We start from the raw sequence: 22,269 nt of genomic DNA, 5'->3' as shown, positions 1-22,269 counted from the left end.
ACAGGCCGGTCGGGCGGCGCGGTTCCTACGGTCCGGGGCTGCCGGTCTGCCCGCGTGCCTCCTCGGCCGTGGTCTGTGCGGAGCGGCGGGCCTGTTCGGTGACGTGCCCGGCTTGCTCTCCGGCCTGCTCCTTGGTGGCGCGGGCGGCTTCGGAGGCGGTGTCCTTGACTTCCTGGGCGGCCTGGCGGCCGGCCTGGGTGGCGTCCTCCTTCAGTTGCTGCGCGGACTCCAACGCGGCCTGTTTCACCGGCTCGACGGCCTGTCCGGCCCGCTCCGCCGCCTGTTCCTCGGCCTGCGAGGTGGGCAGCAGTGAGGCGGTCAGCAGTCCCGCGCCGAAGGCGATCAGGCCGGCGGCGAGCGGGTTGCCCTGCGTCTGCCGCATCGCTTGCTCGGGGGCCTGCCGTGCGGCGTCACCGGCCTGCCCGGCGGTCTTACGAGCGGTGCCGGCGACTTTCCCGGCGGCCTGGCGCGCGGTGTCCGCGGCCTGACCCGTGGATTCCTGCACCGATTGGGCGGCCTGCTGGGTGCGGTCGGCGGTCTGGCCGGTGATCTCCGAGGCGCTGCCCATCACCCGTTCCCGGACCCCGTGCAGGGCGCCGCGGACGCGCCGGGTGCGGCGCCGTACCATCCGGCGGGGGCGGGCGTGGTCGGCCAGCCGGGAGACGTCCTCGGACAGTCTCTCCCTCGTGGAATCGATGTCGGCCCTTATCCGGTCGGGTGCCGTGCCCATCGCATGTCCTCCTTCAGCGTCTGCATGGTCTGCTCCGGCTTCGGCGACACCGTGCGCATCCGCGCGCGGCCCCGGCGGTAGAGGACCAGGCCGATCACCGCCCACACACCGGTGACGATCAGCGCGGCCCATCCCAGGTCCATGACGTTGGCCAGGGCGAACATCGCCGCCAGGGTCAGGAAGACGGCCACCATGTAGCCGGCGAAACCGGCTCCGCCGAACATCCCGGCCGCCTTGCCCGCCTTGGTGGCCTCTTCCCGGATCTCGGCCTTGGCCAGTTCCGCTTCCTGGCGCAGCAGTTGCTGCACGTCCGACGTCACCGTCGAGAGCAGCTCTCCCATCGAGCTGTCCTCCTGCCCGCGGTGCTTCGGAGCGTGTCGCTGCGGAGCGTGTGGTGTGAGCGACGACATCTCAGGCCTCCCCGTGGCCCGGCAGCTCCGGTGCCGACCGGCCCGAGCCGGAACCGTCGGCCTTGCTGCCGGCCTTGGCGAGCCGTCCGACGGCGAACCCGGCCACGACCGCTCCGCCGAGGAAGGCGCCGGGGCGCCGGCGGGCGAAGTGCTGCAGGTCGTCGACGAGGCCGCCCACACCCCGTGTGTCCAGGTAGTCGGCGGCACGGTGACCGCGGTCGGCCGCCTGTGTCACGAGGCTCCTGGCGGGTGAGTCCGCGTCAGCGCTGTCGGCGAGACCGGACAGGTCGTCCGCCCACTGCCGCATCACCTGCGCTCCGCGCCGCGTCTGGCTCTCGGCCTCCTCGGTGACCCGCGTCCGCAGGTCACCGGCCATCGCACCGGCCTGTGCCCTGGCCTCGCCGGTGACGGCTCGGACCTGGTCGGTGGCGGTGCCGACGACCTGACTCGCACCTTCCCTGGCCTGGCCGGCCGTGGCCGACGCCTCCTGTTTCGCCGTCTGCCCGGCCTGCTGAGCACGACCGGTGCTCTCGTTCGCCATCTCGCTCATGGGTCCTCTCCCTCAGGCACCGCCCGTGGATTCGGTCTCGTCGGGATCCGGACCGCCCGCGGTGACGGCGTACGCCGTCCATCGCGCTTCGGCACGCCCGGCCGGGTGCGGGCTCGCCGCCGGCTTCTTGTGTTCCAGCCGCCGTCCCACACGCACCCTCCTCGGTTAACCACACCCACTAGGACAAAACAGGAAAAGGGAATCTTTCGGGCATGCGGGGTTCGGGATGAGGTGCGATGCCGCGGCAAAGCAGCCGATGCCGTAAGCGAGTTTGGGCAGCGGTGGAGTCGCCTTTCAGCGAGCCGACGAACGCGCCCCGGTTCCCGCCCCCTCGGCGTCGATGTGCGGCACCACCCGGTCCAGCCACCGCGGCATCCACCAGGCGTGCCGCCCGAGCAGGGTCATCACGGCCGGCACCATGAGCAGGCGTACGACGGTCGCGTCGATGAGCACGCTGACGGCCAGTCCCAGCCCGAGCATCTTGACCACGATGTTGTCGCTGACGATGAACGCCGCGAACACGCTCACCATGATCAGCGCCGCGCAGGTGATCACCCGGGCCGTGATCTCCAGGGCGTGCGCCACCGATCCCTTCGCGTCCCCGGTGCGCAGCCAGGCCTCGTGGACGCGGGACAGCAGGAAGATCTCGTAGTCCATGCTGAGGCCGAAGATGATGGCGAACATCATCATCGGCACATAGCTCTCGATGGGCACCTTGCCGTGCACGCCGAGAGCGGGCCCGCCCCAGCCCCACTGGAACACCGCGACGACCACCCCGTACGAGGCGGCGATCGACAGCACGTTCAGGACGGCCGCCTTGACGGCGACGAGCAGCCCCCGGAACACGGCCAGGATGATCAGGAACGCCAGACCGACCACGACGAGGATAATCACGACCAGCCGGGACGCGACGATGTCGCGGAAGTCGACCTGGGCCGCCGTCGTACCGGTGACATACCCCTTGGCGCCGGTTCCCTTCACCGCGTCCGGCAGCGTCTGGTCGACCAGACGGTTGGTCAGGTCGGTGGTCGCGGCGTTCTGCGGCGACTTGGTCGAGTAGACGGTGCCGATCAGGACGTCGCCGTCCTGCGTGGGTGTCAGGGGCGTGACGACGGCGGCCCCCTGGACCGAGTCGAGCGACTGCTGGGCCTTCGAGGCCAGACCGGAACGCTGCGAGGAGGGCACGTTCGTCTGGTCGATGACGACGGTGAGCGGTCCGTTGGAGCCCGGCCCGAACGCGTCGGTCATCAGGTCGAAGGCCCGCCGGTCGGTGAAGGACGTCGGATCCGCGCCGTCGCCGATGTGGCCGAGCTGGATGGAGAACACGGGGATCGCGAGCACCACGACCACCGCGACACCCGCCGACAGGAACCGCAGCGGCCGGCGCTCCACCCGCTGCGCGTACCGGTGCCAGGTGCCCTGCGGTGTCTCGCCCGCCTCGGTGTCGGTCTCGGCGACGGGACGGCGCACGTGATAGCGGTCGATGCGCCGGCCGATGAGCCCGAGCAGGGCCGGGACCAGGGTGAGCGCGCCGACGACGGCCGAGACGACGGTGACCGCGGCCGCGAGCCCGAGCAGACCGATGAAGCCGACCCCGGAGGCGGACAGGCCCGCCAGCGCGATGATCACCGTGCAGCCGGAGACGCTGACGGCGTGTCCGCTGGTGGCCGCGGCCTGCCCGGCGGCCCGCACCGGGTCGGCGCCGTCGATCAGGTTCTGCCGGTGCCGGGTGATCATGAACAGGGCGTAGTCGATCCCGACACCGAGCCCGATCATGGTGGCCAGGGTGGGGGAGACCGTCGCGAAGGTGAACGCGGCGGCCAGCAGCCCGAGGATCGCCAGACCGCCGACGACGCTGATCAGCGCGGTCAGCAACGGGACGACGGCGGCGATGACACTGCCGAACCCGATCAGCAGCACGATGACGGCGACGCCGAAACCGATCAGCTCGCTCACCCGGTCGTCGGCGTTCGGCCGGGCGAGCTCACCGAGCGGCCCGCCGTACTCGACCTCGGCACCGGCCGATCGCAGCGGCTGCACGGCGCTGTCGACCCCGTTCAGGTAGTCGTCGCCGAGCGTGGAGGGCTGCACGTTGAAACGGACGGTGATGTACGCCGTCTTCTTGTCGTCGGACAGCGGCCCGACGTTCTGCTGCTGCGACTGCCCCGAGGAGGACCCCTGTGCGGACAGCGGGTTCTGGGCCGACAGGACGTGCGGCAGATTCTCCAGGTCGGCGACCGTGGTGGAGACCTGGGAACTCAGGGCGGTCAGGTCCTGCTGCTCGTCGTGCAGCACGATCTGACTGCTGTAGCCGCCGGCCTGGGGATCGTGCGCCTTCAGCACGTCCAGACCCTTCTGGGACTGTGCCTGGGGCAGGGAGAAGTTGTCCGAGTACTCCCCGCCGAAGGCCCGGCTGACGACCTGCAGTGCCACCAGCGCCACCAGCCAGGCGATGATCACGATCACGAAGTGGCGTGCGCACCACTCGCCCAGCCGCCGCAGCACACCTCCGCGCGCGGCCTTCTGGTCCCCTTGGGCGGTGCGGCTGTGCGGCATGGACGTCGTCTCCTGTGTCGGCCGGGAGGTCAGTGCCGTCCATTAGATGCACGCGGGATCACTCCGGCATTTCAGGCACGCGGACTCCGTGGGACTCCGGGCGCCCGTTCCCCCGAAAAGCCCGCCTTCGCGCACGGCGATCGCGCCGCACGCCCCCCAGCGCCCCCGACCCCAGAGCCACGCCGAGCCCCACCAGCGCGCTGCCCGCCGCCTGCGCGAGTCCGTAGGAACCCGTGCCGACGAGCGGTGCGGTGCAGGCCGCCGCCACCGGGATGAGACCGGAGAACAGGGTGGCGCGTTCCGCCCCGATCCGCTGCATGCCGATGTACCAGCACACGAAGCCGACCACGGTGACCACCACCGCCTGCCACAGCAGCGCGGCCGTCTCGACTCCGTCCGGACGCCGCAACCAGCCGGAGCCGTCCACCAGGAGCCCGACCGCCGCCGACTCCACGGCGGCGACGGCGCACACCGTGGCGGACAGCAACCGGGGCCCGAGCGGCCGCAGTACGGGAACGGCCAAGACGGCGAACCCGACCTCCCCGGCCAGGGCGCACACGGAGAAGGCGATACCCCCGCCGTCCGTGCGTCCCCAGCCCTGGACGGTGAAGGCGCCGACCGCCACGAGCAACGCCCCGTACAGCACGGCCCGCTGTGGCCTGCGCCCGTCCAGCAGGGGCACGAGAACGGCGACGGCTACCGGCGCGCAGCCCACGAACACGCCGGGCACCGCGGGTTCCGCCGTGCGCTCGGCCGCGATGACGGCCAGGTTGAAACCGACCATGCCGATCGCCGCGAGCAGGGTGAGACGGACCCACTGACGAGGTGTCAGGGCCCGTAGCCGGCCGGCGGCGCCCTTCCCGGCCGCCGGTACCAGCAGCAGGCAGGCCAGTGCGTAGCGCAGGAACTGGCCGCCCGCGTAGGGGTAGTCGCCCAGGACGCTGTTGGCGGTGAAGGACCCTCCGACGAGGACGCAGGCGAGCGCGGCGAGCAGGGCGCCGCGCGCTGTCGTGGCGTTCATGGAGGTGACGCTAGGCAGCCGGGCGGCCCGGGAAGGGGTCCACTTCCGTGCCTGCTTGGTGGACCAATTCCCGCCCGGGCCGGTGGTGGTCAGCCGATGTGGTAGCTGTCGCCGTAGACCTTCCAGTCCAGCGGCGGGTTCAGGTCGAGGTTGCGCCGGCGCAGGAAGACGCGCTGTGCCGTGTCGACCCGGCTCGTGTCGCTGTGCGCCTCCTCCTGTTTCATGGCCCACACCCGTGCGTCCAGGAAGGCGTCGAGGTAGGCCACCTCGTCACCGCCCTGCGCCGGCGGCTTCGCCGTGCGCAGCGCGCGCCTGCGGATGTTGCGGAAGCTCAGGGGGTCGGTGCCGTCGCCGTGCATGACGATGGCGTCGTAGTAAGCGAACTGGCCGAGCACACGCAGCCCGTCCGCCTTCCCCTGCCGGACCGCCGGGCCGAAGTACACCCGGTCGCGCTCGTCGTCCTGTGCCCGCCGGAACGCGGCGTCCCGGGCCGCCCGGCGCCAGTCGCCGGGGAAGCCGGGGTCGAGTCCGTCGTGCGAGTCGGAGCCGTTGACCTCGCGCAGGGCCGGCAGGTACTTCGCGAGGACGTTGCCGGGCCTGCGGTCGGTGTAGAGCTCGACGAGGTCGAGCATGTCGCCGGTGCCGGAGCAGAACCCGATGATGCCGGCGGTGTAGCCGCGGCCGTCGCGGATGTCCTCGATGTACTGGTACTGCGCCTTCCAGTCGAGCGAGGAGTTCTCCGCGCTCGACACGAGCTGCATGGCGATCTCCTTCTTCGCCGGGTCGTCGAGCCCGATCGCCCGCACGGACGCCGTGGCGGGAGCGGACTGCAGGAACGGGGTGGCCGCGAGGGCCGCGCCGAACAGCGTCAGGGCGGTGCGGCGCGTCGCCGGGGTGGCGGGGTGTCTCACGGGGCCTCCAAGCGGAGTGGGGGGTTGGAAGAGCTGGCCGTGCAGAACTGATAGGAAGGTTTCCTATCATCGAGAGGCCGCTAGCGGAACCGTCGAGTCGAAAGTTCGTACGCTCGAACGAGGGAGTCGCTGGAGGAAAACCGCGATGAGCTCCGGCGGTGGTCGCCCAAGGTCGGCCGCAGCCGACGGCACCGGCCCGCCGGTGGACCACCGAGCGGTGGGGGTGCACCGTGCGCTATCGCGAACTGGGACGCAGCGGACTGTCCGTGTCGGAGATCGGCTACGGCGCCTTGGGTATCGGCGAGTCCGCCTGGGTCGGCGCCACCGAGAGTCGTGGCGACCAAGGTGCCGCCGCTGAACCGGCTGTGGCCCGCGCCCGGCGGCGTCGATCCCGCGGAGGCGTTCCCCGGCGAGCACACGCCTGCGCGGAGCACGGCGTCGGCGTCATCGTGCGCGTCGCCCTCGACGAGGGCGGACTGGCCGGGCGGATCACGGCCGGCTCGGCCTTCCCCGAGGACGACTTCCGCAATCGTTACTTCCGCGACGACCGCCCCGCCCAAGTGGAGCGGCGGGGCGCGGCGATCTGCGCCTGAGCGACGGCCGCCCGCTCACGGACGACCGGCTGGCCACGCTCGCCGGGCACCCGTGGCAGCGCAACTTCCACGGCTGAGCGAGGCCCCGGGAACCAGGAGCCCCTCCCGCACGTCAACTCATTGCCCACCTAGGGGCGAACGGTCGGACCGACCAGCCGGAGAGGGGAATCGCCGTGGACGAGGCGACGTCGCAGCAGGGGAGCGAGGCGGAGAGCGCCGCCCGCCGGGCCCGCTTCGGGGCACTGCCGGAGCCGGTGCGCGTGGAGGACATGGTCGAGGAGCGGGCGGCGAGCGTGCCCGACCCGGCGCGCACCGCCTACAACCAGGACGAATGGCTCGTGCGCTACTGCCTGTGAGATGCCCCCGCGCGCCGCAAGGCGGAGCAGGACGCCGACCGCGACGGGGGTGTCTGGGCCTAGGCGCGGCTCTTCGCGCCCAGGTCGCGCAGCCACCGCACGACGTCGTCGGCGTCCTGGGCGCGGGCGATGTCGAGCGGGGTCATGCCGTCGTAGCCGCACCAGTCGGCGTCCGCACCGCGTCCGTGGAGGTACTGCGCGGTGGGCAGGTGGCCGCCGTGGCAGGCACCCCAGAAGGCGCTGGTGATCTCGTCCGGTGACGGCCGCTCGTCCGCCTCGACGTAGGCCCGGACCCGGTCGAGCAGACCGAGCGTGGCGGCGTCCTGGAGGGTGACGTGGGCGCCGTGCTCGACGAGCCGGTGCGCGGCGCGCCACTGGCCGAAGCCCCGGGCGTCGGCGAGCGGGGTGCCACCGCCGATCACCGCCCCGGGCGCCTCGATGTCGGCCCCGGCCGCGATCAGCGCGTCCAGGACGGGCACGTCGTTGTTGCTCGCGGCCCAGTGCAGCGGCGTCTCCGCGTGCGCACCGTCGAAGCGGGCCTGCGGATCGGCCCCGGCGGCGACGAGGACCGCGACCACCTCGGGGCCCCTGGGGAAGTGACCGGGCCAGTCGGCCGCGATGTGCAGCAGACTCCGCGTGCCCTTGCCGTCCTCGCCCTGCTCGGTGATGCGCGCGGTGGCGAGACCGGGATGGCCGGCGAGCAGCCGCCGGAGCCCGGGCAGATCCCCGGCGCGGATCGCCTCGGTGACGGCGACGGCCAGGGGGTCCCGCGATGTCAGCGTCTGCATGCCGGCCTCCCGTTGCCGTCAGGGCTCCCGATTCTGCCAGCCGGCGTCCGCCCGCACGGCCGCCCGCGGGAATCGGCCGGACCCTCACTCCCGGCAGCCCCCCACCCTGCTGCGAGACCTGAGCAATCCGCATCGAACCGGGCACCCGTCCGCATGACATGCCCGGACGCTCCGCCAGGCGTAGCGTCCGGGTAGGAGCGGGAGGACACCATGCCCGGGAGCAACGAGCACCCCGGCGGCGCCGGATCACCGGACGACGCCCTGGGGGTGGCCCTGGCCGACACCGTGCGCGGCACCGGCGCCTCGATCGGCGGCCTCTACCTCATCGAGGAGGCCGAGCCGGTGCTGCGCCTGGTGGCCCTGTGCGGTCTGCCGGTGGCCTTCAGCGCCCCCTGGCGGCGGCTGCCCCTGACCGCACCGGTCCCGGTCGCCGACGCGATCCACGACGACACCCTGGTCAGCGTGGCCGGACAGGACGACATGGCCCGCCGCTACCCCCGCGCCGCCGCCGTCCTGCCCTACCCGTTCGCTCTCGTCGCCGTCCCGCTGACCGGCGTACGCCGCTCCTGGGGAGGCCTCGTGCTGATGTGGCCCGCCGGCCGGCCGCGCCGGATGACGCCACGCGAACGCGGCAGCATCACCTCCAGCGCCCGCCGCATGGCCCGCCTCCTGGACGACGCCCCCCGGCCGCCGTCCCTGCCCGACCTGCCGCGGGTCGTCCCCGTGGACGCCACCCGCCATCCCGTGCAGACCGGCCTGGCCGCCGCCGACTACCTCGAACGCCTCCCCGAGGGCGCCCTGGCCCTGGACCTGGAGGGCCGCGTCACCTTCATCACCGCCACCGCGGCCCGCCTGCTCGGCCGCGGCGCCGACCGGCTGCTGGGCACCAGACCCTGGCAGTCCCTGTCGTGGCTCGACGACCCCGTCTACGAGGACCACTACCGCACGGCGGTGGTCAGCCGCGCTCCCGTCTCCTTCACCGCGCTCCGCCCACCGGACCAGCCGCTGTCCTTCCAGCTCTATCCCGACACCAGCGGCATCAGCGTCCGCGTCCTGCCGAGCGCTGAGCAGGCCGGTGAACCGCCGCACGCCGGCGAAGGGCCGTCCGTCGCGGCACCGACGGGACGCCTCTACCAACTCGTGCACCTGGCCGCCGCGCTCACGGAGTCGGTGACCGTGCGCGACCTCGTCGCGCTGATCGCCCACCAGATCCTGCCCGCCTTCGGCGCGCAGGGCCTGGTGCTGTCCGGCGTCGAAGCCGGACGGCTGAAGATCACCGGCCACCACGGCTACCCGGCCGAGGTCATGGAGCGCCTCGACGCCCTCTCCCTGGACACCGACCTCACCCCCGCGGGCCAGGTCCTCGCCAGCGGCACCCCCGCCTTCTTCGCCCACCCCGCGGAACTGGCCGCCAGCTACCCTCGAGCGCCCCAGATCAGCGGCAAGCAGGCCTGGGCGTTCCTCCCCCTGATCATCTCCGGCCGTCCCGTCGGCTGCTGCATCCTGTCCTACGCCCAGCCGCACACCTTCACCGCCGACGAACGCGCCGTCCTCACCTCGCTGTCCGGCCTGATCGCCCAGGCCCTCGACCGCGCCCGGCTCTACGACACCAAACACCGGCTCGTGCACGAACTGCAGCGCGCCCTGCTGCCCCGGGCTCTGCCGCGCCTGCCCGGCCTCGACGTCGCCGCCCGCTACCTGCCCGCCGGCCACGGCACCGAGGTCGGCGGCGACTTCTTCGACGTCCTGCGCGTGGACGACACGACCGCGGCAGCCGTCATCGGCGACGTGGAGGGCCACAGTGTCGCCGCCGCGGCCCTCATGGGTCAGGTCCGCACCGCCATCCACGCCCACGCCACCGCCGGCGCCGCACCTGACCAGGTCCTGGCCCGGACCAACCGGCTCCTGGCCGACCTCGACTCCGAACTGCTCGTCTCCTGCCTCTACGTCCACCTCGACCTGGCCGGCCGGCAGGCTTCCTTCGCCAGCGCGGGACACGTGCCGCCGCTGCTGCACCACGCCCGGCACCCCGCCCGGGTCCTGGACGTCGACCCCGGCCCGCTGCTGGGCATCGACACCGGCGGCGACTACCCGGTCACCACGGTGCCCCTGTTCCCCGGCACGACCCTCGCCCTCTACACCGACGGCCTGGTCGAACTCCCCGGCACCGACGTCACCCGCACCACGACCGATCTCGCCGGGCACCTGGACACCGCCGACGGGCAGGACCTGGAACGGATCATCGACCGGCTCGTCCGCCACACCGCACCCACCGGACAGAACGCCGACGACATCGCGGTGCTCCTCCTGCGCACCTCCCGCCCGAGCGCCGGTCCGGTATGAGACGTCAGCCGCGCTCCGGGGAGGCGGCCCTGACCCGTCCGGCCACGTCGCGCAACTTGAGGTTGTGATTCTGGGAGATGCGCCGCAGCACGCCGAAGGCCTCGTCCTCGCTCATCTGATGGCGTTCCATCAGGATGCCCATGGCCTCACCGATGGCGTGCCGGGTCTCCAGGGCGTTCTCCAGCTGGTCGACGGTACGGGCCGTGGCCAGCGCCACCGCGGCGTGCGAGGCGAGCAGCCAGCCGGCGGTTTCGATGTCCTCACCGAAGGCCCCGGGGCGGCGCGAGTAGAGGTTCAGCGCGCCGAAGTCCTCCTCGTCGGTGTAGAGCAGTACGCCGGTCATGCTGCCGATCCCCAGGTCGCGAGCGGCCCGGCTGTAGCGCGGCCAGGACGGCTGCGGCCGGGTCATGTCGGCGATGCGGAACAGCCGTTCCCCGTCAACGCGGCGCGCCGCGTCGAAGCAGGGCCCCTCGCCGAACTCGCCCTGCAGCCGGTCCGACTCCTCGACGATGTCGCCGCACACGGCGAGGGTCACGGCCCGGCCCTTCGAGACCGTCAGAATCCCCGCCGCGTCGCAGCCCTCGACCAGCTCCACGGCCGCCGCCGAGACCGCGTCCAGCGTCGCCTGCACCGACTCCTGGGCGACCAGGTCCCGGGCGAGCCGCGCCATCTGCTCGGCGTACCGCTGCCAATCCACCGTCACCACCGCCTCGCCCGCCGGTCCCCCCACGCTACTCCGCACCGCTTCGCACGGCTGTTCGTCGGATCAGCCGGGTGTCCGGGCGGCATGCCCGGGGCCGCGCACCGTATTCACCGGTACGCCGTCAGCAGCAGCGCCACGTCGTCCGGCCGCTCCCGGGCCCGCCGGGCCGTCCCCACCAGCCGGTCGGCGAGATGTTCCACCGAGTCCGCCGGGGTCTCGGACAGCCTGCGCCGGACCGCGTCGATGCCCGCCTCGATGTCGTCGCCGGGCCGTTCCACCAACCCGTCGGTGTACAGGGCGAGGACGCTGCCGGGGGCCAGGGTGAGCGCGGTGACGGGGTACACCGAGTCGGGCTGCACGCCCAGCATGACGCCGCCCGCGAGGTTCAGGGTCTCGGCCCGCCCGCCGGGGTGGCGCAGCAGCGGCGGTGGATGACCGGCCCGTACCGCGAGGGCCCGTCCGGTGCCCGGGTCGAGCTCGATGTAGCAGCAGGTCGCGAACACGTCCGACTCCAGCTCGGTCAGCAGCCGGTTGGTGTGCGTGATGACCTCCTGCGGCGGGCGCTCGCTCGCGGCGAAGGCGTGCACCGCGCTGCGCAGCTGCCCCATCACCGCGGCGGCGCCGACGCTGTGCCCCTCGACGTCCCCGATGACCAGGGCCACGCCACGCCCGGTGGTGATCACGTCGTACCAGTCCCCGCCGATCGCCATGCCCTGCGTACCGGGCAGATAGCGGCCCGTCGTGCGCAGGCCCTCGACGGTCGGCAGCCGGTGCGGCAGCAGCCCCTCCTGGAGGCCGCGGGCGACGGCGGACTCCGAGTCGTAGAGCCGGGCCCGCTCCATCGCCTGGGCGGCCAGGCCGCTCAGCGCGGTGAGGGCGGAGCGCTCGTCCGGGGTGAAGCGGTGCGGGGCCTCCCAGCCGAGGATGCACGAGCCGACCGAACGGCCGGAGGCGATCAGCGGCAGGAACGACCAGGCGTTCATGCGGTCCAGGGTGATGCCCGGATAGGCGAGGGAGAGGTCCTCGGGCGATTCGAAGAACAGCGGCAGCCGGGTGGTGAGCGCGTGGACGCCGGGCAGTTGTGTGTCGAGGGTGACGCCTTCGAACGGGGTGAGGAAGCCCTCCGGGTAGCCCGACTCCCACAGCAGGTACATCCGGCCCTCGCGAACGGTGTACAGCGCCAGCTCCCGGGCGCCGAAGGCGGGCAGCAGCTGCTCGGCCACGGCCCGGCAGACGTCCCGCACGGTGACCGCCTCGGTGAGCACGCTCGCCATCTGCACCACGTGGTAGAGCGCACCGGCTCGCGCGGCGGCGACCGGCCTGGGCGGGGGCGTGACGGCCGCGATGCCGGGACCGGCGGCGGTACCGGCCTCCGGCTCCTGCTCGGCCCCGCTGGGCGGCCCGGTCGGGGAGACCCGGCCGGTGAGCCCGTGCACGTCCGGGTACAGCACGAAGCTCAGCCAGTTCCCATCGGGGTGCCGGACGAGGAAGGACACCTGCTCCTGCGACAGCATCGCCGCCCGGTAGCGGTCCTCGTACGCGGGGTCCCTGAGCCAGGTGATCACTTCCCACGGATAGCGGCCGAAGAGCTCTTCCCGGCCGGAGTCCAGCAGCTCCTCGCAGCGGCGGTTGGCATAGGTCACGCGGCCGTCCTGGTCCAGCGAGAAGATCCCGTCGGGCAGCCGCTCCGCCGCCTCGGCCGCGGTGAGTCCGCCGGCCGCGTCGACGAGGGCGCCCACCAGGATCCGCGCGGAGCCGGCGCCGCCCTGGACGAGATGGCCCCACAGTTCGACCGGCCGGTAGCCGGTCTCCTCCTCGCCCCGGGACTCGTCCCGCACCCGGAAGTGCCGGGACCTGACCCGGCCGCCGGCCAGCGCGTCGTGCCGGCTCTCCCGCAGTTCGTGCAGGTCGTCCGGGCTGACACGGGACTCGACGTCCGCGATCGTGCCGCCGTAGTCCGCCCGGTCGATGCCCAGCAGTGCGAGGGCCTCGTCGTCGGCCGTGCACCGGTCGCTGTCCAGGTCCCAGTCGATGAGCCCGACGCGGACCGGATGGCCGCCGGAGATGGGCAGCCGCACGCCGATCGGCTCGTCGTCGTACTCGACGCTTCGGTCGGCGGCGCCCGGGCCGGGCTGGTGTGCGGCGAGGCGGTCGAGGCGTTCTTCCATGGCCCGCTCGGCCGGCCGCAGCGTACGGTCCACCGTCTCCGCGTCCATCGGCGTCCGGGAGGCCGAGCGCAGCACCACCAGGACGCCCACCGCCTCACCGCCGGTCCGGACGGGCTGGTAGGCGGAGCCGAAGGAGTAGGGCAGCCCGGCGGTGAAGTGCGGGAAGCGCACCATGGTGGCGCGCTCGTCCGGCAGCCACAGTGTCTCGTCGCGCCGGTAGGCCTCCGCCATGGGCAGGGCACCGCCCACCGGCACCCGCCACCAGCTCTTGAGCAGGGAGCGGGGCACGCCGGTGACCATCGCGAGCACCAGCGACCGCCGGTCGCGGGAGCGCAGGTAGACCAGTCCGCCGTAGCCGTCGAGGTCCCGCACGGCCTCCACCAGCGGGTCCGTCAGGGCATCCTCGATCCGGCCGGGGCCGTCGGCGGGGGCCCGGCTCTCAGCCCCGTCCCGGTTCCGGCCGTCGGCTGACCGCGGCCCGTCCGGTACGGCGGCTGCCTCATCCATGTCGCGTCCTCCCGGTACGGACGCACCGGACACCAATCGCTCCCCACCAGGATGTGCCATGCCCGGCGGTCCGGCGCGGCAAGTGCAACCTTTTGGTCCGTCCGGCCGTCTCACCCGACATCAGCCACATGCAAGCCTCGGGGGCGGCAATGGTACGAATCAGAAGAGCATGCGCGACTCTCGCGCTCGTGGGCGCGACGGTGGGCGTGGCGGCGGTCCCGGCCGGCGCCGCACCGGAAGCCACGGGGCGGTCCACCACGAAGGCCACGACGTGCCCGACCGGCTGGGGAAGCCTCGCCAAGACCGGTGCCGGCGCCACGGTCGCACCCATGACGAACGTCAGGACCGGCCGTCACACCTGCTTCGACCGGATGGTCGTCGACGTACCGGGGGCGGGCAGCGGCGTCGGCTACACCGTCCAGTACGTCACCCGTCTCTACCAGGACGGCTCGGGCCGCCACATCCCCGTGGCCGGCGGCGCCGTCCTCGCGGTGCGGGTGGCCGCGCCCGCGTACGACCCGGAGACCGGCGCGGCCACGTACCCGGGCCGGGTGGCGCGCCCGCTGCCCGGCGTCGACCTCACCGGTTACCGCACCTTCCGTGACACCCGGTTCGCCGGCAGCTTCGAGGGAGAGACCCAGATAGGCCTCGGCGTCCGCGCCCGGCTGCCCTTCCGGGTGCAGCAGCTGGACGACCGCGTCGTCGTGGACGTCGCCCACAGCTGGACCGCCACGGGCTGACCAGGCCCCACACCGCGCCCGGCTCCCCGGAGCCGGGCGCGCCGGTCTCAGCCACCGCGCAACCGGCCCACTTCCTCAAGCGTCCGCGCCGCCGCAGCGGCCAGGCCGGGCCGGTTGCGTACGAAGCGGCGGGCCGCCCGGGCCGGCTCCCGGCCCAGCCAGTGCACGGCTCCCCCCGGCACCGCCCGGACCACCGCTCCTTCATACACGCGCAGATCGCGCGTCTTGAGCGACTCCTTGTAGCGGGCCGGACCGCTTCCCAGATCAAGCATCTCGACGGCGTCGGCCGCCGCGGCCTCCAGCATCTTCAGCTGCAGCACGAGACCGGGGGAGTACTTGGCGTACGCGCGGTCGTACGCCGGGAACCACCAGGACAGCACCGTGCGCGACCGCAGCCCGAAGTGCGCGGCCACAGGCCGGTCCGCGGCGTACAGCACGGACAGCAGCCCGCGGCACTCCGGCTCCTCGCTCCTCCCGAGCAGCCCCACCAGGTGGGTGATCCACTCCTGGGAGAACCGGTCCCGCCGGCCGGTCCGCCGGTACTGCGCCGACTTCCACTCCATCAGTGCCCGCAGCGCACCGGGGTCCCGGGCGTCGTACACGAAGCGCACCTCGCCGACCTGCCGGGCCAGCTTGCGCTCCTTGGCCAGGGTCTGTCTGAGGAAACCCGGCGACCGCGCCCGCAGCCGTCGCGCGTACGCCTCGAAACCGTCGCCGATGTCGACGACAGGGGAGGCGAGCTCCTCGACCGCGTGCGGCACGAACGCCTCCTGACCGGCTTCGAGGTTGTCGAACTCCCAGGACGACAGCCCGCAGACCCGTAACAGCCGGCGGGCGTCCAGCCGGACCCCGGGGCGCAGCACGGCCCCCTGACTGTCGGACACCCCCAGCCCGATGGCCCGGCCCCGCCCCAACACCCCGGCCTCGTACGGGAAGAATCCCACCGGGGAGCCGTCGTCCTGCAGCACCGCCACTCTGGCCCGCGGCCGGACCTGCCCCACCGCGGCGGTGAACACCGGGTCGAGAAAGGGATTCGCCGGCGCGCCGGACTCGGTCCGGATCTCCCGCCACATCTTCGTGTCGTTCGGGCCGAGCTCGTCGGGCCTCAGAACGAGAACGCGCTTTCCAGGCAACTCTGCCTCCTGTGTCATCGGCATGGGACACATGAAGGCCCGCACATCACCGCGTACCGGCACCAGGCAGTACTCGGGCCGCACGGCGCAGGCCCTGGTCGGTACTGCCGTCACTCAGCAGCGAAACGTCTGCAACCGGGCGGTACTCGTGGCGGATCCGACCGCCACCGGACACGGAGGCGTTCCTGCCGCACGGAGGTGCGCACCACTCTCGCCCGGCACGGCCGCCCCGGTCACCACCGCGCTCACCCCGGTCGCCCCCGCGACCCGCGGCGTCCACGCCGCGAGCTGCCGCCCGGACGGCTCCTCCTCACACGGGCACGGCTCTTCGGCCCCTTCGGCCGCGGCACTCGACGCCGCCGCACCCGAGTCCCTCGCGTCCGCCGACGCCGTGACCGGCACCGCCGGGCGCGGCTCGTCCGCGAACGCGGGAGTGATGAGGTGCAGCAGCATCAGCAGGCAGGCCACCAGACCCACCGCCGCTGCCCAACGTCGCCGCACCATCAGACCCCCGACTCGGCCGGCTGCGCCTTCCAGTAGGCCGAGCCCGGCTCCGCCCCGTCAAGCCCTGGTGTGACGATTCGCCCCACTGGGCCGGTTGCCGCCTGGATTCCAACGGAAAGCGCTGCCGCCCGGGGGGTGTTCAGCCCCCGGCGCTCAGCACCTCGTCCGGCTTCGGCGCCCGCAGGTCCAGCGGCTCGTCGAAACCGCTGAACGACGTGGTGGTGCGCTGCCCGGCGCTCTCGTACACCGTCTTCAGCAGGTACGGCTCGCCCTCCTCGGCCACGTAGAAGGTGTACGTCCCTTCCTTGTCCGCCTTGTCGGTCACGATCACCTCGACGGCCCTGGTGTCTCCGACGCGGGTGGAGCCGCCCTTCCTCGCCGTGCCGAACGAGTCGAAGGGCCAATCGCAGGAGGTGAGTCCGTCGCCGCCCGAGGAGGCCGGGTCCACGGGCGTCTTCACCCACAGTTTCTGGTCGCCGGTGACGCCCGGTTTCTTATTCCACTTCTGCACGTAGGCCCGGTTCGGGCGGACGTAGTCGGTCGTGCCCAGCCGGATCTGCTCCAGGACGCCGCCGCCGGCCCAGGTAGTCCTGCACCTGCACCGGCCGTCCAGGTCCGTCACGAGGTGGCTGGTGACGGTGCCGCCCCTCATGGTGCGGTTGGTGATGTCGACGGTGACGGAATCCAGCTTCCGCATCGTCGCGTTGGCCTCGTCGAGGATGGCACCGGCGGACGTGTCCTCGCCGGTGCCGCCGGCTCCGCACCCGGCCAGGGCCGTGCCCGCCAGCAGGCAGAGCACGATCGTCCTCACGGTAGCCATGGCCCGCACGGAGCCCCCTGTTGTTCGTGTCGGCCGATGATCAACAGGGGAGCCTACCCGGCCTCCTCCGCGCCGGGCCCGGAGTTTCTCCGGCCGGGTGGTCAGGGGTTCATGGCGGCTCGGTCGGACTCACTGCGCAGGACGCAGAACTCGTTGCCCTCGGGATCGGCGAGGATCGCCCAGCCCGAACCATCGGGGTTGCGGTGATCGGCGACGAAGGTGGCACCGAGGCCCAGCAGCCGGTCCACCTCCTGATCGCGCGAGGTCTCGGGGCGCAGGCACAGATGAATCCGGTTCTTGATCGTCTTGGCTTCCGGGACCTGGTTGAAGTGCAGCACCGGGCCCTCCGCCAGGACCACCTGGGTCTCCCGATCACCCGGCCGGTCCTCCGGATGCAGGGGACGGCCGGTCACCCCGCTCCAGAAGCGGGCCAGCTCATAGGGATCCGCACAGTCGATCGCCACGTTCTGCACTACCGAGACCATGCGCGTGAGCCTTCCTGATCTTCGCGCCGAACGCCACCGGGTTGCGGTTCTCGATGGCTGAGATCAAGCCCCCGGCGTGCGGAACCACGCGCGCGAGGCCGCGTACGCTACCGGTGGCTCCGCCTCGGTGGATCTTCGCGTCTGACGTGGTCCGCGGCGGGGGAGTCATCCAGGACGGCAGTGGCGGAGCCGACGCGTCGGCGGGCACGATGGTGACGGCCGGGCGCGGTCTCGGGGATCCGCCCGCGCCGGCCTTCGAGCGGAGGGACGACATGGGATCGGCGATGGACGAACGGTTTCACCGCCGGCAGAGATGGGCGGCCAGGGGCGCCCTGGCCGCGGCCGCCCTGGCGGCCTTGCTGCCGCTCGTGTCCGGCGGTCTGCGGGGGCTGCTCCTGCTCGTGGCGGGCCTCGCGGGACTCGCCCTGACCGCGGCCGCGCTCTGGTGGGTCCTGTCACGGCGGGGAGCGGTCCGCATCGCGTCGGCCGCGCTGGCCGTCGTCGCACCCGCCGGCCTGATCACGGCCTTCGCCGCGGCGAACCTGCTCTGGGTGGTCTTCCTGTCCCTGCTCCTGTGGTGCGGGGCGGTCTGGAGCGGCCGCTACGCCCTGCGCAGCACGGGCCTGCGGTCCGTGCGGGTCAAGGAGTACCGCACGCCGCCGCCGCTGCGGCCCTTCCTGCTGCTCAACCCGCGCTCCGGGGGCGGCAAGGTCGAGAAGTTCAACCTGCGGGAGAAGGCCGAGTCGCTCGGCGCCCGGGTCGTCCTGCTCGACCCGGACCAGCACCAGGACGTCACCGCCCTGGCCAAGGCCGCCGTGGCCGACGGAGCGGACCTCCTGGGCGTCGCGGGCGGCGACGGCACCCAGGCGCTGGTCGCCGCCGTCGCCGCGGAACACGGCCTGCCGTTCCTCGTCATCGCCGCTGGTACGCGCAACCACTTCGCCATGGACCTGGGCCTGGACCGGGACGACCCCTCCACCTGCCTCGACGCCCTCTCCGACGGCGTCGAACTCCGCGTCGACCTGGGGTTCGCCGACGACCGCCCGTTCGTCAACAACGCCTCGTTCGGCGTGTACGGGGCCGTCGTCCAGAGCCCCGGCTACCGCGAGGACAAGGTGGGCGCGGCCCTGGAGCGTCTGCCCGACCTGCTCACCCGGCAGAGCGGCCCGCGTCTGACGGCCACCGCCGACGGCATCATCGTCTCCGACCCGCAGGCGATCCTGGTCAGCAACAACGCCTACCGCATGGACGATCCCTTCGGATTCGGCCGGCGCGAGCGGCTCAACTCCGGGCGGCTGGGCGTGCTCGCCGTCCGCGTGGACAGTGCCGTGGAAGCGGCCGAACTCCTGCTGTCCCCGCGCCCGGAAGGGCTCACCGTGCTGACCGCCCAGCGCGTCGTCGTCGACGCCGACGAGCCGCAGCTGGAGGTCGGCCTGGACGGCGAGGCGCTCACCATGCCCGCCCCCGTCCACTGCCGCGTCGCCCGCCGCGCCCTGCGGGTGCGGGTGCCCCGTAACCGGCCCGGAGTGCCCGAGGCACCCCCGCGGCTCGACTGGCGCCGGCTGCGCAAACTGGCGGCCGCGGTCGGCCGCACCGCCGTGCCCGCGCGTTCCCGCCGGAGCTGAGCGCCGCCACACCGGCACCCACGAGACGTACGAGGTTCCCCGTGCCGCGCGCACGGGGGACCTCGTACGTCCGGCCGTCGGTCAGGCCTCCTTCGGCCCGGCCTGCTGCACCACCTCGAAGGACCACAGCGTCGAGCCGCTCGCCGCCGGCTTCGGCCGCTCGCCGCCCTCGCCGCCGCCTTGGTGCGCGGCCTTCATGGGCCCCTCCATCCAGGCCTGGAACGACTCCTCGTCACGCCACCGGGTGTAGACGAGGTAGGTGTCGGTGCCCTCCACCGGGCGGAGCAGCTCGAACCACTCGAACCCGTCGGAGTTCTCGACGGCGTGCGCGCGGGAGGCGAACCGCTTCTCCAGCGTCTCCCGCTGCTCGGCGGGCACGGTCAGCACGTTGATCTTGACTACGCTCATGGGCCCCATCTTGCCCGATGGCGCATCTGCGCAGGCTAAGCCCTGCCTCCCCCAAGGTTTTGAACGCGTTCAAATATGAGTTAGTGTCGTTCTCACATCGTCGAGGGGGAGACCTTCATGAAGTTCGTGATGCCCGGTGGCACCGGACAGGTCGGCACGGTCCTGAAGCGTGCGCTGAGCGCGGCCGGACACGACGTGGTGGTGCTCAGCAGGAACCCTTCCGGGCCCGGCGAAGTGCGCTGGGACGGCGCGACCCCGGGGCCCTGGACAGCCGAGATCGACGGCTGCGACGTCGTGGTCAACCTGGCCGGCCGGAGTGTGAACTGCCGCTACACGCCCGCCAACCTCCGGCAGATGATGGACTCGCGGGTCCACTCCGCCCGGGTGGTGGGCGAGGCCATCGCCGCCGCGGGCCGGCCGCCCCGGCTCTGGCTGCAGATGAGCACCGCGACCGTGTACGCCCACCGCTTCGACGCGGCCAACGACGAGCTCACCGGCGTGATCGGCGGCACCGAACCCGACGTCCCCGGGTACTGGGGATACAGCGTCGGCATCGCCGAGGCCTGGGAGCGGGAGCTGGAGAGCGCGGACACCCCGCACACCCGGAAGGTGGCCCTGCGCGCCGCCATGGTGATGAGCCCGGACCGCGGCGGCGTCTTCGACGTGCTGCTGCGGCTGGCCCGGCTGGGTCTGGGCGGCCCGGTCGCCGGTGGCGCCCAGTACGTGTCCTGGATCCACGACCGGGACTTCGTCCGGGCGGTCGAGTTCCTCGTCGCCCGGGACGACATCGAGGGTCCGGTCAACCTCGCCGCACCGGGCCCCGTGCCGCAGCGCGCCTTCATGCGCGCCCTGCGCGCCGCGTCAGGCGTCCGCGTGGGCCTGCCCGCGACGCGCTGGATGGCGGAGATCGGCGCGTTCGTCCTGCGCTCGGACACCGAACTGCTGCTGAAGAGCCGCCGTGTCGTCCCCGGCCGGCTGCTCGAAGCGGGCTTCGCCTTCGAGCGCCCCGAGTGGCCGCAGGCCGCGGACGACCTCGTACGACGCCTCCGCGGCCGTGCGACGGGGTGACCCGGTCAGCTCTGCCGCTTGCCCTGCTTCAGCGCCTTGCCGGTCATGTCGGTGACCTGCCCGGCCGGCGGCTCGTCGGCCTCCACCTCGGTACCGAAGTCGGTGAAGTCCATGACCGTGCGCACCGTGACCTTCCCGGCCGCGGGCGAGGCGCCGGCGGAGGACCGCTGCGTCGCCTCGGGGGCCTTGACGGTCATGTCGATCTGCTGACGGCGCATCCGGCCCTCGTCGTCCAGCCACACGTCCATCGGCAGGGTCGGGCCGACCTGCTTGCGCAGGGTGTCGCCGCCCGGCAGTTCGGCGACGTCGACGGAGACGCGGTAGTGCGTGGTCTTCACACCGTTGACCGTGGCCGTGCCCTTCTCGGTCACGTCCTTGTCGGTGATCGCCTTGGCGTACGCCGCGGACTGCGCGGGGTCGCTCATGGACTGGTCGCCGGTGCCCTGCTGTGCGGCGACCTTCCCCAGGTCGATCTTGATCCAGGGCTTGCCGCCGGGCGCCTGGCCCTTGGGCATCCTCTGGTAGAGGACCTGGTCGATCACCCGTTGCTCGATCTGCTGCCCCTGCACGGTGAGCGTCATGACGCTGTCGCCGTCGTCCAGATCCACCGCGCCCTGGCCTTCCGCGGTCTGCGAGGCGCCCTGGGCCGAGGTCCGCACCCGCAGCTTCACCTTGGCGGTGTCCTCCTCGGCCGTCCTGTCGTAGGCCGACCGGACCGCCTGTGTGCCCTGCTCCCGGGTGCCGGCGCTCGATGCGGCCGAGCCCTGCGCGCCGTCACCCGGGTCGCCGTCGTCGCCGCAGCCGACCAGCACCGTCCCCGCCAGGGCTCCGGCGACGCCTAAGGCACAGACCCGCCTGCCGTTTCCCGCCCTGCCCATCGAACCAGCTCCTCTCAGGTGTGTGGTGCGGCTCAAGTGCCCAAGCCGGGCATGAACACACCTGTGTGTACGAGGAGTTGGATGCCGGGAGGAACAGGCGCCCCGGTCAGTGGCCGCGGCCCCTGAGCTTGCCGAGGAGGCGCTGGGCCTGGGCCCGCTTGCGGGGGTCGGCCGCTGCCCGCCGTGCCTGCTCCGCGGCCCGCCGTCCCTGCGGGCTCTTGGCGAACTCCTTGATGCGATTCAGCATTCCGGCCATGACGCACCTTCCTTCCTGTGGTGATGTCGCTTGCCTGTAGTGCGCCTACCCCTCCGGCACGGTGCTCAGGCACGTCCCCGCCCGGTCGGTGCGCGACCGAATGTGTTTGCCGCCGGAGTCAGAGGCAAGTCGGTGTCCATGACTGATGAGAACAAGCGCACGAATCAGAAGCCGGCCACCGTACGGACCGCGGAGTCCAAGGCCCGCGGCACGGCGGACAAGGCCACCGCCCCGGCGTCCCGGGCGGCGAAGGGCGCCGCGGGCAAGGCCGGTGAGGCGGCGTCAGCTGCCAAGTCCGGCGCGGAGCGCTCCACCGAGACGGTGAAGGCGGCCGCACAGACCGCGGCCAAGGGCGTCGAAGCGGGCCGTCAGGCGGTCGTCACGGCCTCCGGGCACGTCGCCACCACGGCGAAGACGGCCTGGACGGTCATCGCCCACCGCAAGCTCGTGGCCGCGGGCGTCGGAGCGGGCCTGACCGCCCTGAGCGCCGCCTCCTACGCCGTCGGACGCCGCGCGGAACGCGGCGCGCACGGCCCCCTCACCCGGCTCACCGGCGGGCGGATCTGAGCACGGCCGGCGCGATGGACGTGCCGGCACGAGGGGAGCGGCGGCGCGGGGGGGGGGGGCCCCCCCCGGGCGGGGGGGGGCGCCCGCCCCCCCCCGGGGAGGCGCCCCGCCCCCCCCCCGCGGGGCGGGCCCCCCACCCCACACCCCCC

Annotated in this window: 23 protein-coding genes; 7 read left to right on the top strand and 16 right to left on the bottom strand. The window is 72.9% G+C overall.

What is annotated here, in order from left to right; genetic code table 11:
- Nucleotides 1-25: 25 nt before the first annotated feature.
- From HNR57_RS31075 to HNR57_RS31045, 7 genes are all read right to left on the bottom strand, one after another.
- Entirely contained in the window at nt 26-730 is a 705-nt protein-coding gene (locus HNR57_RS31075) for a DUF3618 domain-containing protein (protein WP_184565222.1), read from the bottom strand.
- Nucleotides 706-1,071, bottom strand: a complete 366-nt coding sequence (locus HNR57_RS31070; RefSeq protein ID WP_246555108.1) for a phage holin family protein — start codon at nt 1,069-1,071, stop codon at nt 706-708. The genes HNR57_RS31075 and HNR57_RS31070 overlap by 25 nt, the downstream gene beginning before the upstream one ends.
- Before the next feature lie 70 nt (nt 1,072-1,141).
- Nucleotides 1,142-1,690, bottom strand: a complete 549-nt coding sequence (locus HNR57_RS31065; protein ID WP_184565218.1) for a hypothetical protein — start codon at nt 1,688-1,690, stop codon at nt 1,142-1,144.
- A gap of 12 nt (nt 1,691-1,702) precedes the next feature.
- A complete protein-coding gene (locus HNR57_RS31060) occupies nt 1,703-1,840 on the bottom strand; it encodes a hypothetical protein (RefSeq protein ID WP_184565216.1) in 138 nt (45 codons plus the stop codon).
- A 144-nt stretch (nt 1,841-1,984) separates the two neighbouring features.
- Nucleotides 1,985-4,246, bottom strand: a complete 2,262-nt coding sequence (locus HNR57_RS31055) for an MMPL family transporter (protein WP_184565213.1) — start codon at nt 4,244-4,246, stop codon at nt 1,985-1,987.
- Between the two features lie 58 nt (nt 4,247-4,304).
- On the bottom strand, nt 4,305-5,267 hold the full coding sequence (locus tag HNR57_RS31050; protein WP_184565211.1) for a DMT family transporter: 963 nt from the start codon (nt 5,265-5,267) through the stop codon (nt 4,305-4,307).
- Between the two features lie 89 nt (nt 5,268-5,356).
- Nucleotides 5,357-6,178 (bottom strand): chitosanase, encoded by an 822-nt coding sequence (locus HNR57_RS31045; protein WP_313675249.1) that lies wholly within the window; start codon nt 6,176-6,178, stop codon nt 5,357-5,359.
- A gap of 158 nt (nt 6,179-6,336) precedes the next feature.
- Between HNR57_RS31045 and HNR57_RS31040 the strand changes: the two genes are divergently transcribed.
- Nucleotides 6,337-6,771, top strand: coding sequence for a hypothetical protein (locus tag HNR57_RS31040; RefSeq protein ID WP_246555106.1), 435 nt, complete (start codon nt 6,337-6,339; stop codon nt 6,769-6,771).
- 173 nt (nt 6,772-6,944) lie between these two features.
- Nucleotides 6,945-7,127, top strand: coding sequence for a hypothetical protein (locus HNR57_RS31035; RefSeq protein ID WP_104781672.1), 183 nt, complete (start codon nt 6,945-6,947; stop codon nt 7,125-7,127).
- Between the two features lie 59 nt (nt 7,128-7,186).
- Here HNR57_RS31035 and HNR57_RS31030 read toward each other — a convergent pair whose 3' ends face one another.
- On the bottom strand, nt 7,187-7,915 hold the full coding sequence (locus HNR57_RS31030) for an ankyrin repeat domain-containing protein (protein ID WP_184565209.1): 729 nt from the start codon (nt 7,913-7,915) through the stop codon (nt 7,187-7,189).
- Nucleotides 7,916-8,125: 210 nt separating this feature from the next.
- Between HNR57_RS31030 and HNR57_RS31025 the strand changes: the two genes are divergently transcribed.
- Entirely contained in the window at nt 8,126-10,258 is a 2,133-nt protein-coding gene (locus tag HNR57_RS31025) for a SpoIIE family protein phosphatase (protein WP_184565207.1), read from the top strand.
- A 4-nt stretch (nt 10,259-10,262) separates the two neighbouring features.
- Here the strand turns inward: HNR57_RS31025 and HNR57_RS31020 are convergent, their stop codons facing one another.
- Together HNR57_RS31020 and HNR57_RS31015 are read right to left on the bottom strand one after the other, a co-directional pair.
- Complete coding sequence (locus HNR57_RS31020) at nt 10,263-10,955, bottom strand: GAF and ANTAR domain-containing protein (RefSeq protein WP_313675290.1); 693 nt, start codon at nt 10,953-10,955, stop codon at nt 10,263-10,265.
- A gap of 113 nt (nt 10,956-11,068) precedes the next feature.
- Nucleotides 11,069-13,636, bottom strand: a complete 2,568-nt coding sequence (locus HNR57_RS31015) for a SpoIIE family protein phosphatase (RefSeq protein WP_184565205.1) — start codon at nt 13,634-13,636, stop codon at nt 11,069-11,071.
- A 149-nt stretch (nt 13,637-13,785) separates the two neighbouring features.
- On the opposite strand from HNR57_RS31015, the gene HNR57_RS31010 reads away from it, so the two are divergent.
- Nucleotides 13,786-14,376 carry an AMIN-like domain-containing (lipo)protein gene (locus HNR57_RS31010; protein WP_184565203.1) on the top strand — a complete coding sequence of 197 codons (591 nt, stop codon included), beginning with the start codon at nt 13,786-13,788 and terminating at the stop codon, nt 14,374-14,376.
- A 47-nt stretch (nt 14,377-14,423) separates the two neighbouring features.
- On the opposite strand, the gene HNR57_RS31005 is transcribed toward HNR57_RS31010, so the two are convergent.
- The 3 genes from HNR57_RS31005 to HNR57_RS30995 form a co-directional block, all read right to left on the bottom strand.
- Nucleotides 14,424-15,527, bottom strand: a complete 1,104-nt coding sequence (locus HNR57_RS31005) for a GNAT family N-acetyltransferase (protein ID WP_184565386.1) — start codon at nt 15,525-15,527, stop codon at nt 14,424-14,426.
- A 625-nt stretch (nt 15,528-16,152) separates the two neighbouring features.
- Nucleotides 16,153-16,833 (bottom strand): hypothetical protein, encoded by a 681-nt coding sequence (locus HNR57_RS31000; protein ID WP_184565201.1) that lies wholly within the window; start codon nt 16,831-16,833, stop codon nt 16,153-16,155.
- 101 nt (nt 16,834-16,934) lie between these two features.
- Nucleotides 16,935-17,318, bottom strand: coding sequence for a VOC family protein (locus HNR57_RS30995; RefSeq protein WP_184565199.1), 384 nt, complete (start codon nt 17,316-17,318; stop codon nt 16,935-16,937).
- A 272-nt stretch (nt 17,319-17,590) separates the two neighbouring features.
- Here HNR57_RS30995 and HNR57_RS30990 point away from each other — a divergent pair, with 272 nt between their 5' ends.
- Nucleotides 17,591-18,943: a diacylglycerol/lipid kinase family protein gene (locus tag HNR57_RS30990; protein WP_184565384.1), complete on the top strand. Its 1,353-nt coding sequence runs from the start codon at nt 17,591-17,593 to the stop codon at nt 18,941-18,943.
- Between the two features lie 81 nt (nt 18,944-19,024).
- Here the strand turns inward: HNR57_RS30990 and HNR57_RS30985 are convergent, their stop codons facing one another.
- On the bottom strand, nt 19,025-19,351 hold the full coding sequence (locus HNR57_RS30985) for an antibiotic biosynthesis monooxygenase family protein (RefSeq protein ID WP_184565197.1): 327 nt from the start codon (nt 19,349-19,351) through the stop codon (nt 19,025-19,027).
- Nucleotides 19,352-19,468: 117 nt separating this feature from the next.
- Between HNR57_RS30985 and HNR57_RS30980 the strand changes: the two genes are divergently transcribed.
- Entirely contained in the window at nt 19,469-20,419 is a 951-nt protein-coding gene (locus HNR57_RS30980; protein WP_184565195.1) for a DUF1731 domain-containing protein, read from the top strand.
- A gap of 5 nt (nt 20,420-20,424) precedes the next feature.
- On the opposite strand, the gene HNR57_RS30975 is transcribed toward HNR57_RS30980, so the two are convergent.
- The gene (locus HNR57_RS30975; protein WP_184565193.1) at nt 20,425-21,297 is read right to left on the bottom strand and encodes an SCO4651 family lipoprotein; all 873 of its coding nucleotides are present in this window, start codon (nt 21,295-21,297) and stop codon (nt 20,425-20,427) included.
- Nucleotides 21,298-21,403: 106 nt separating this feature from the next.
- Complete coding sequence (locus HNR57_RS30970; RefSeq protein WP_167345921.1) at nt 21,404-21,553, bottom strand: hypothetical protein; 150 nt, start codon at nt 21,551-21,553, stop codon at nt 21,404-21,406.
- 138 nt (nt 21,554-21,691) lie between these two features.
- Between HNR57_RS30970 and HNR57_RS30965 the strand changes: the two genes are divergently transcribed.
- Entirely contained in the window at nt 21,692-22,120 is a 429-nt protein-coding gene (locus HNR57_RS30965) for a hypothetical protein (protein WP_184565192.1), read from the top strand.
- Nucleotides 22,121-22,269: the final 149 nt, after the last annotated feature.

The sequence above is a fragment of the Streptomyces paradoxus genome (genome assembly GCF_014202475.1).
In the GTDB taxonomy this organism is placed as follows: domain Bacteria; phylum Actinomycetota; class Actinomycetes; order Streptomycetales; family Streptomycetaceae; genus Streptomyces; species Streptomyces paradoxus.
This window is presented reverse-complemented; position numbering and strand designations above follow the sequence as displayed.

Bases quoted from the DNA above. Each gene is read 5' to 3' on its own strand.
- HNR57_RS31070 (WP_246555108.1), bottom strand. From the start codon at position 1,071: ATGGGAGAGCTGCTCTCGACGGTGACGTCGGACGTGCAGCAACTGCTG.
- HNR57_RS31005 (WP_184565386.1), bottom strand. From the start codon at position 15,527: ATGACACAGGAGGCAGAGTTGCCTGGAAAGCGCGTTCTCGTTCTGAGG.
- HNR57_RS30970 (WP_167345921.1), bottom strand. From the start codon at position 21,553: ATGGCCGGAATGCTGAATCGCATCAAGGAGTTCGCCAAGAGCCCGCAG.
- HNR57_RS31050 (WP_184565211.1), bottom strand. From the start codon at position 5,267: ATGAACGCCACGACAGCGCGCGGCGCCCTGCTCGCCGCGCTCGCCTGC.
- HNR57_RS31030 (WP_184565209.1), bottom strand. From the start codon at position 7,915: ATGCAGACGCTGACATCGCGGGACCCCCTGGCCGTCGCCGTCACCGAG.
- HNR57_RS31065 (WP_184565218.1), bottom strand. From the start codon at position 1,690: ATGAGCGAGATGGCGAACGAGAGCACCGGTCGTGCTCAGCAGGCCGGG.
- HNR57_RS31010 (WP_184565203.1), top strand. From the start codon at position 13,786: ATGGTACGAATCAGAAGAGCATGCGCGACTCTCGCGCTCGTGGGCGCG.
- HNR57_RS30975 (WP_184565193.1), bottom strand. From the start codon at position 21,297: ATGGGCAGGGCGGGAAACGGCAGGCGGGTCTGTGCCTTAGGCGTCGCC.
- HNR57_RS31025 (WP_184565207.1), top strand. From the start codon at position 8,126: ATGCCCGGGAGCAACGAGCACCCCGGCGGCGCCGGATCACCGGACGAC.
- HNR57_RS30980 (WP_184565195.1), top strand. From the start codon at position 19,469: ATGAAGTTCGTGATGCCCGGTGGCACCGGACAGGTCGGCACGGTCCTG.
- HNR57_RS30965 (WP_184565192.1), top strand. From the start codon at position 21,692: ATGACTGATGAGAACAAGCGCACGAATCAGAAGCCGGCCACCGTACGG.
- HNR57_RS30995 (WP_184565199.1), bottom strand. From the start codon at position 17,318: ATGGTCTCGGTAGTGCAGAACGTGGCGATCGACTGTGCGGATCCCTAT.
- HNR57_RS31015 (WP_184565205.1), bottom strand. From the start codon at position 13,636: ATGGATGAGGCAGCCGCCGTACCGGACGGGCCGCGGTCAGCCGACGGC.
- HNR57_RS31055 (WP_184565213.1), bottom strand. From the start codon at position 4,246: ATGCCGCACAGCCGCACCGCCCAAGGGGACCAGAAGGCCGCGCGCGGA.
- HNR57_RS30990 (WP_184565384.1), top strand. From the start codon at position 17,591: ATGGGATCGGCGATGGACGAACGGTTTCACCGCCGGCAGAGATGGGCG.
- HNR57_RS30985 (WP_184565197.1), bottom strand. From the start codon at position 19,351: ATGAGCGTAGTCAAGATCAACGTGCTGACCGTGCCCGCCGAGCAGCGG.
- HNR57_RS31000 (WP_184565201.1), bottom strand. From the start codon at position 16,833: ATGGCTACCGTGAGGACGATCGTGCTCTGCCTGCTGGCGGGCACGGCC.
- HNR57_RS31075 (WP_184565222.1), bottom strand. From the start codon at position 730: ATGGGCACGGCACCCGACCGGATAAGGGCCGACATCGATTCCACGAGG.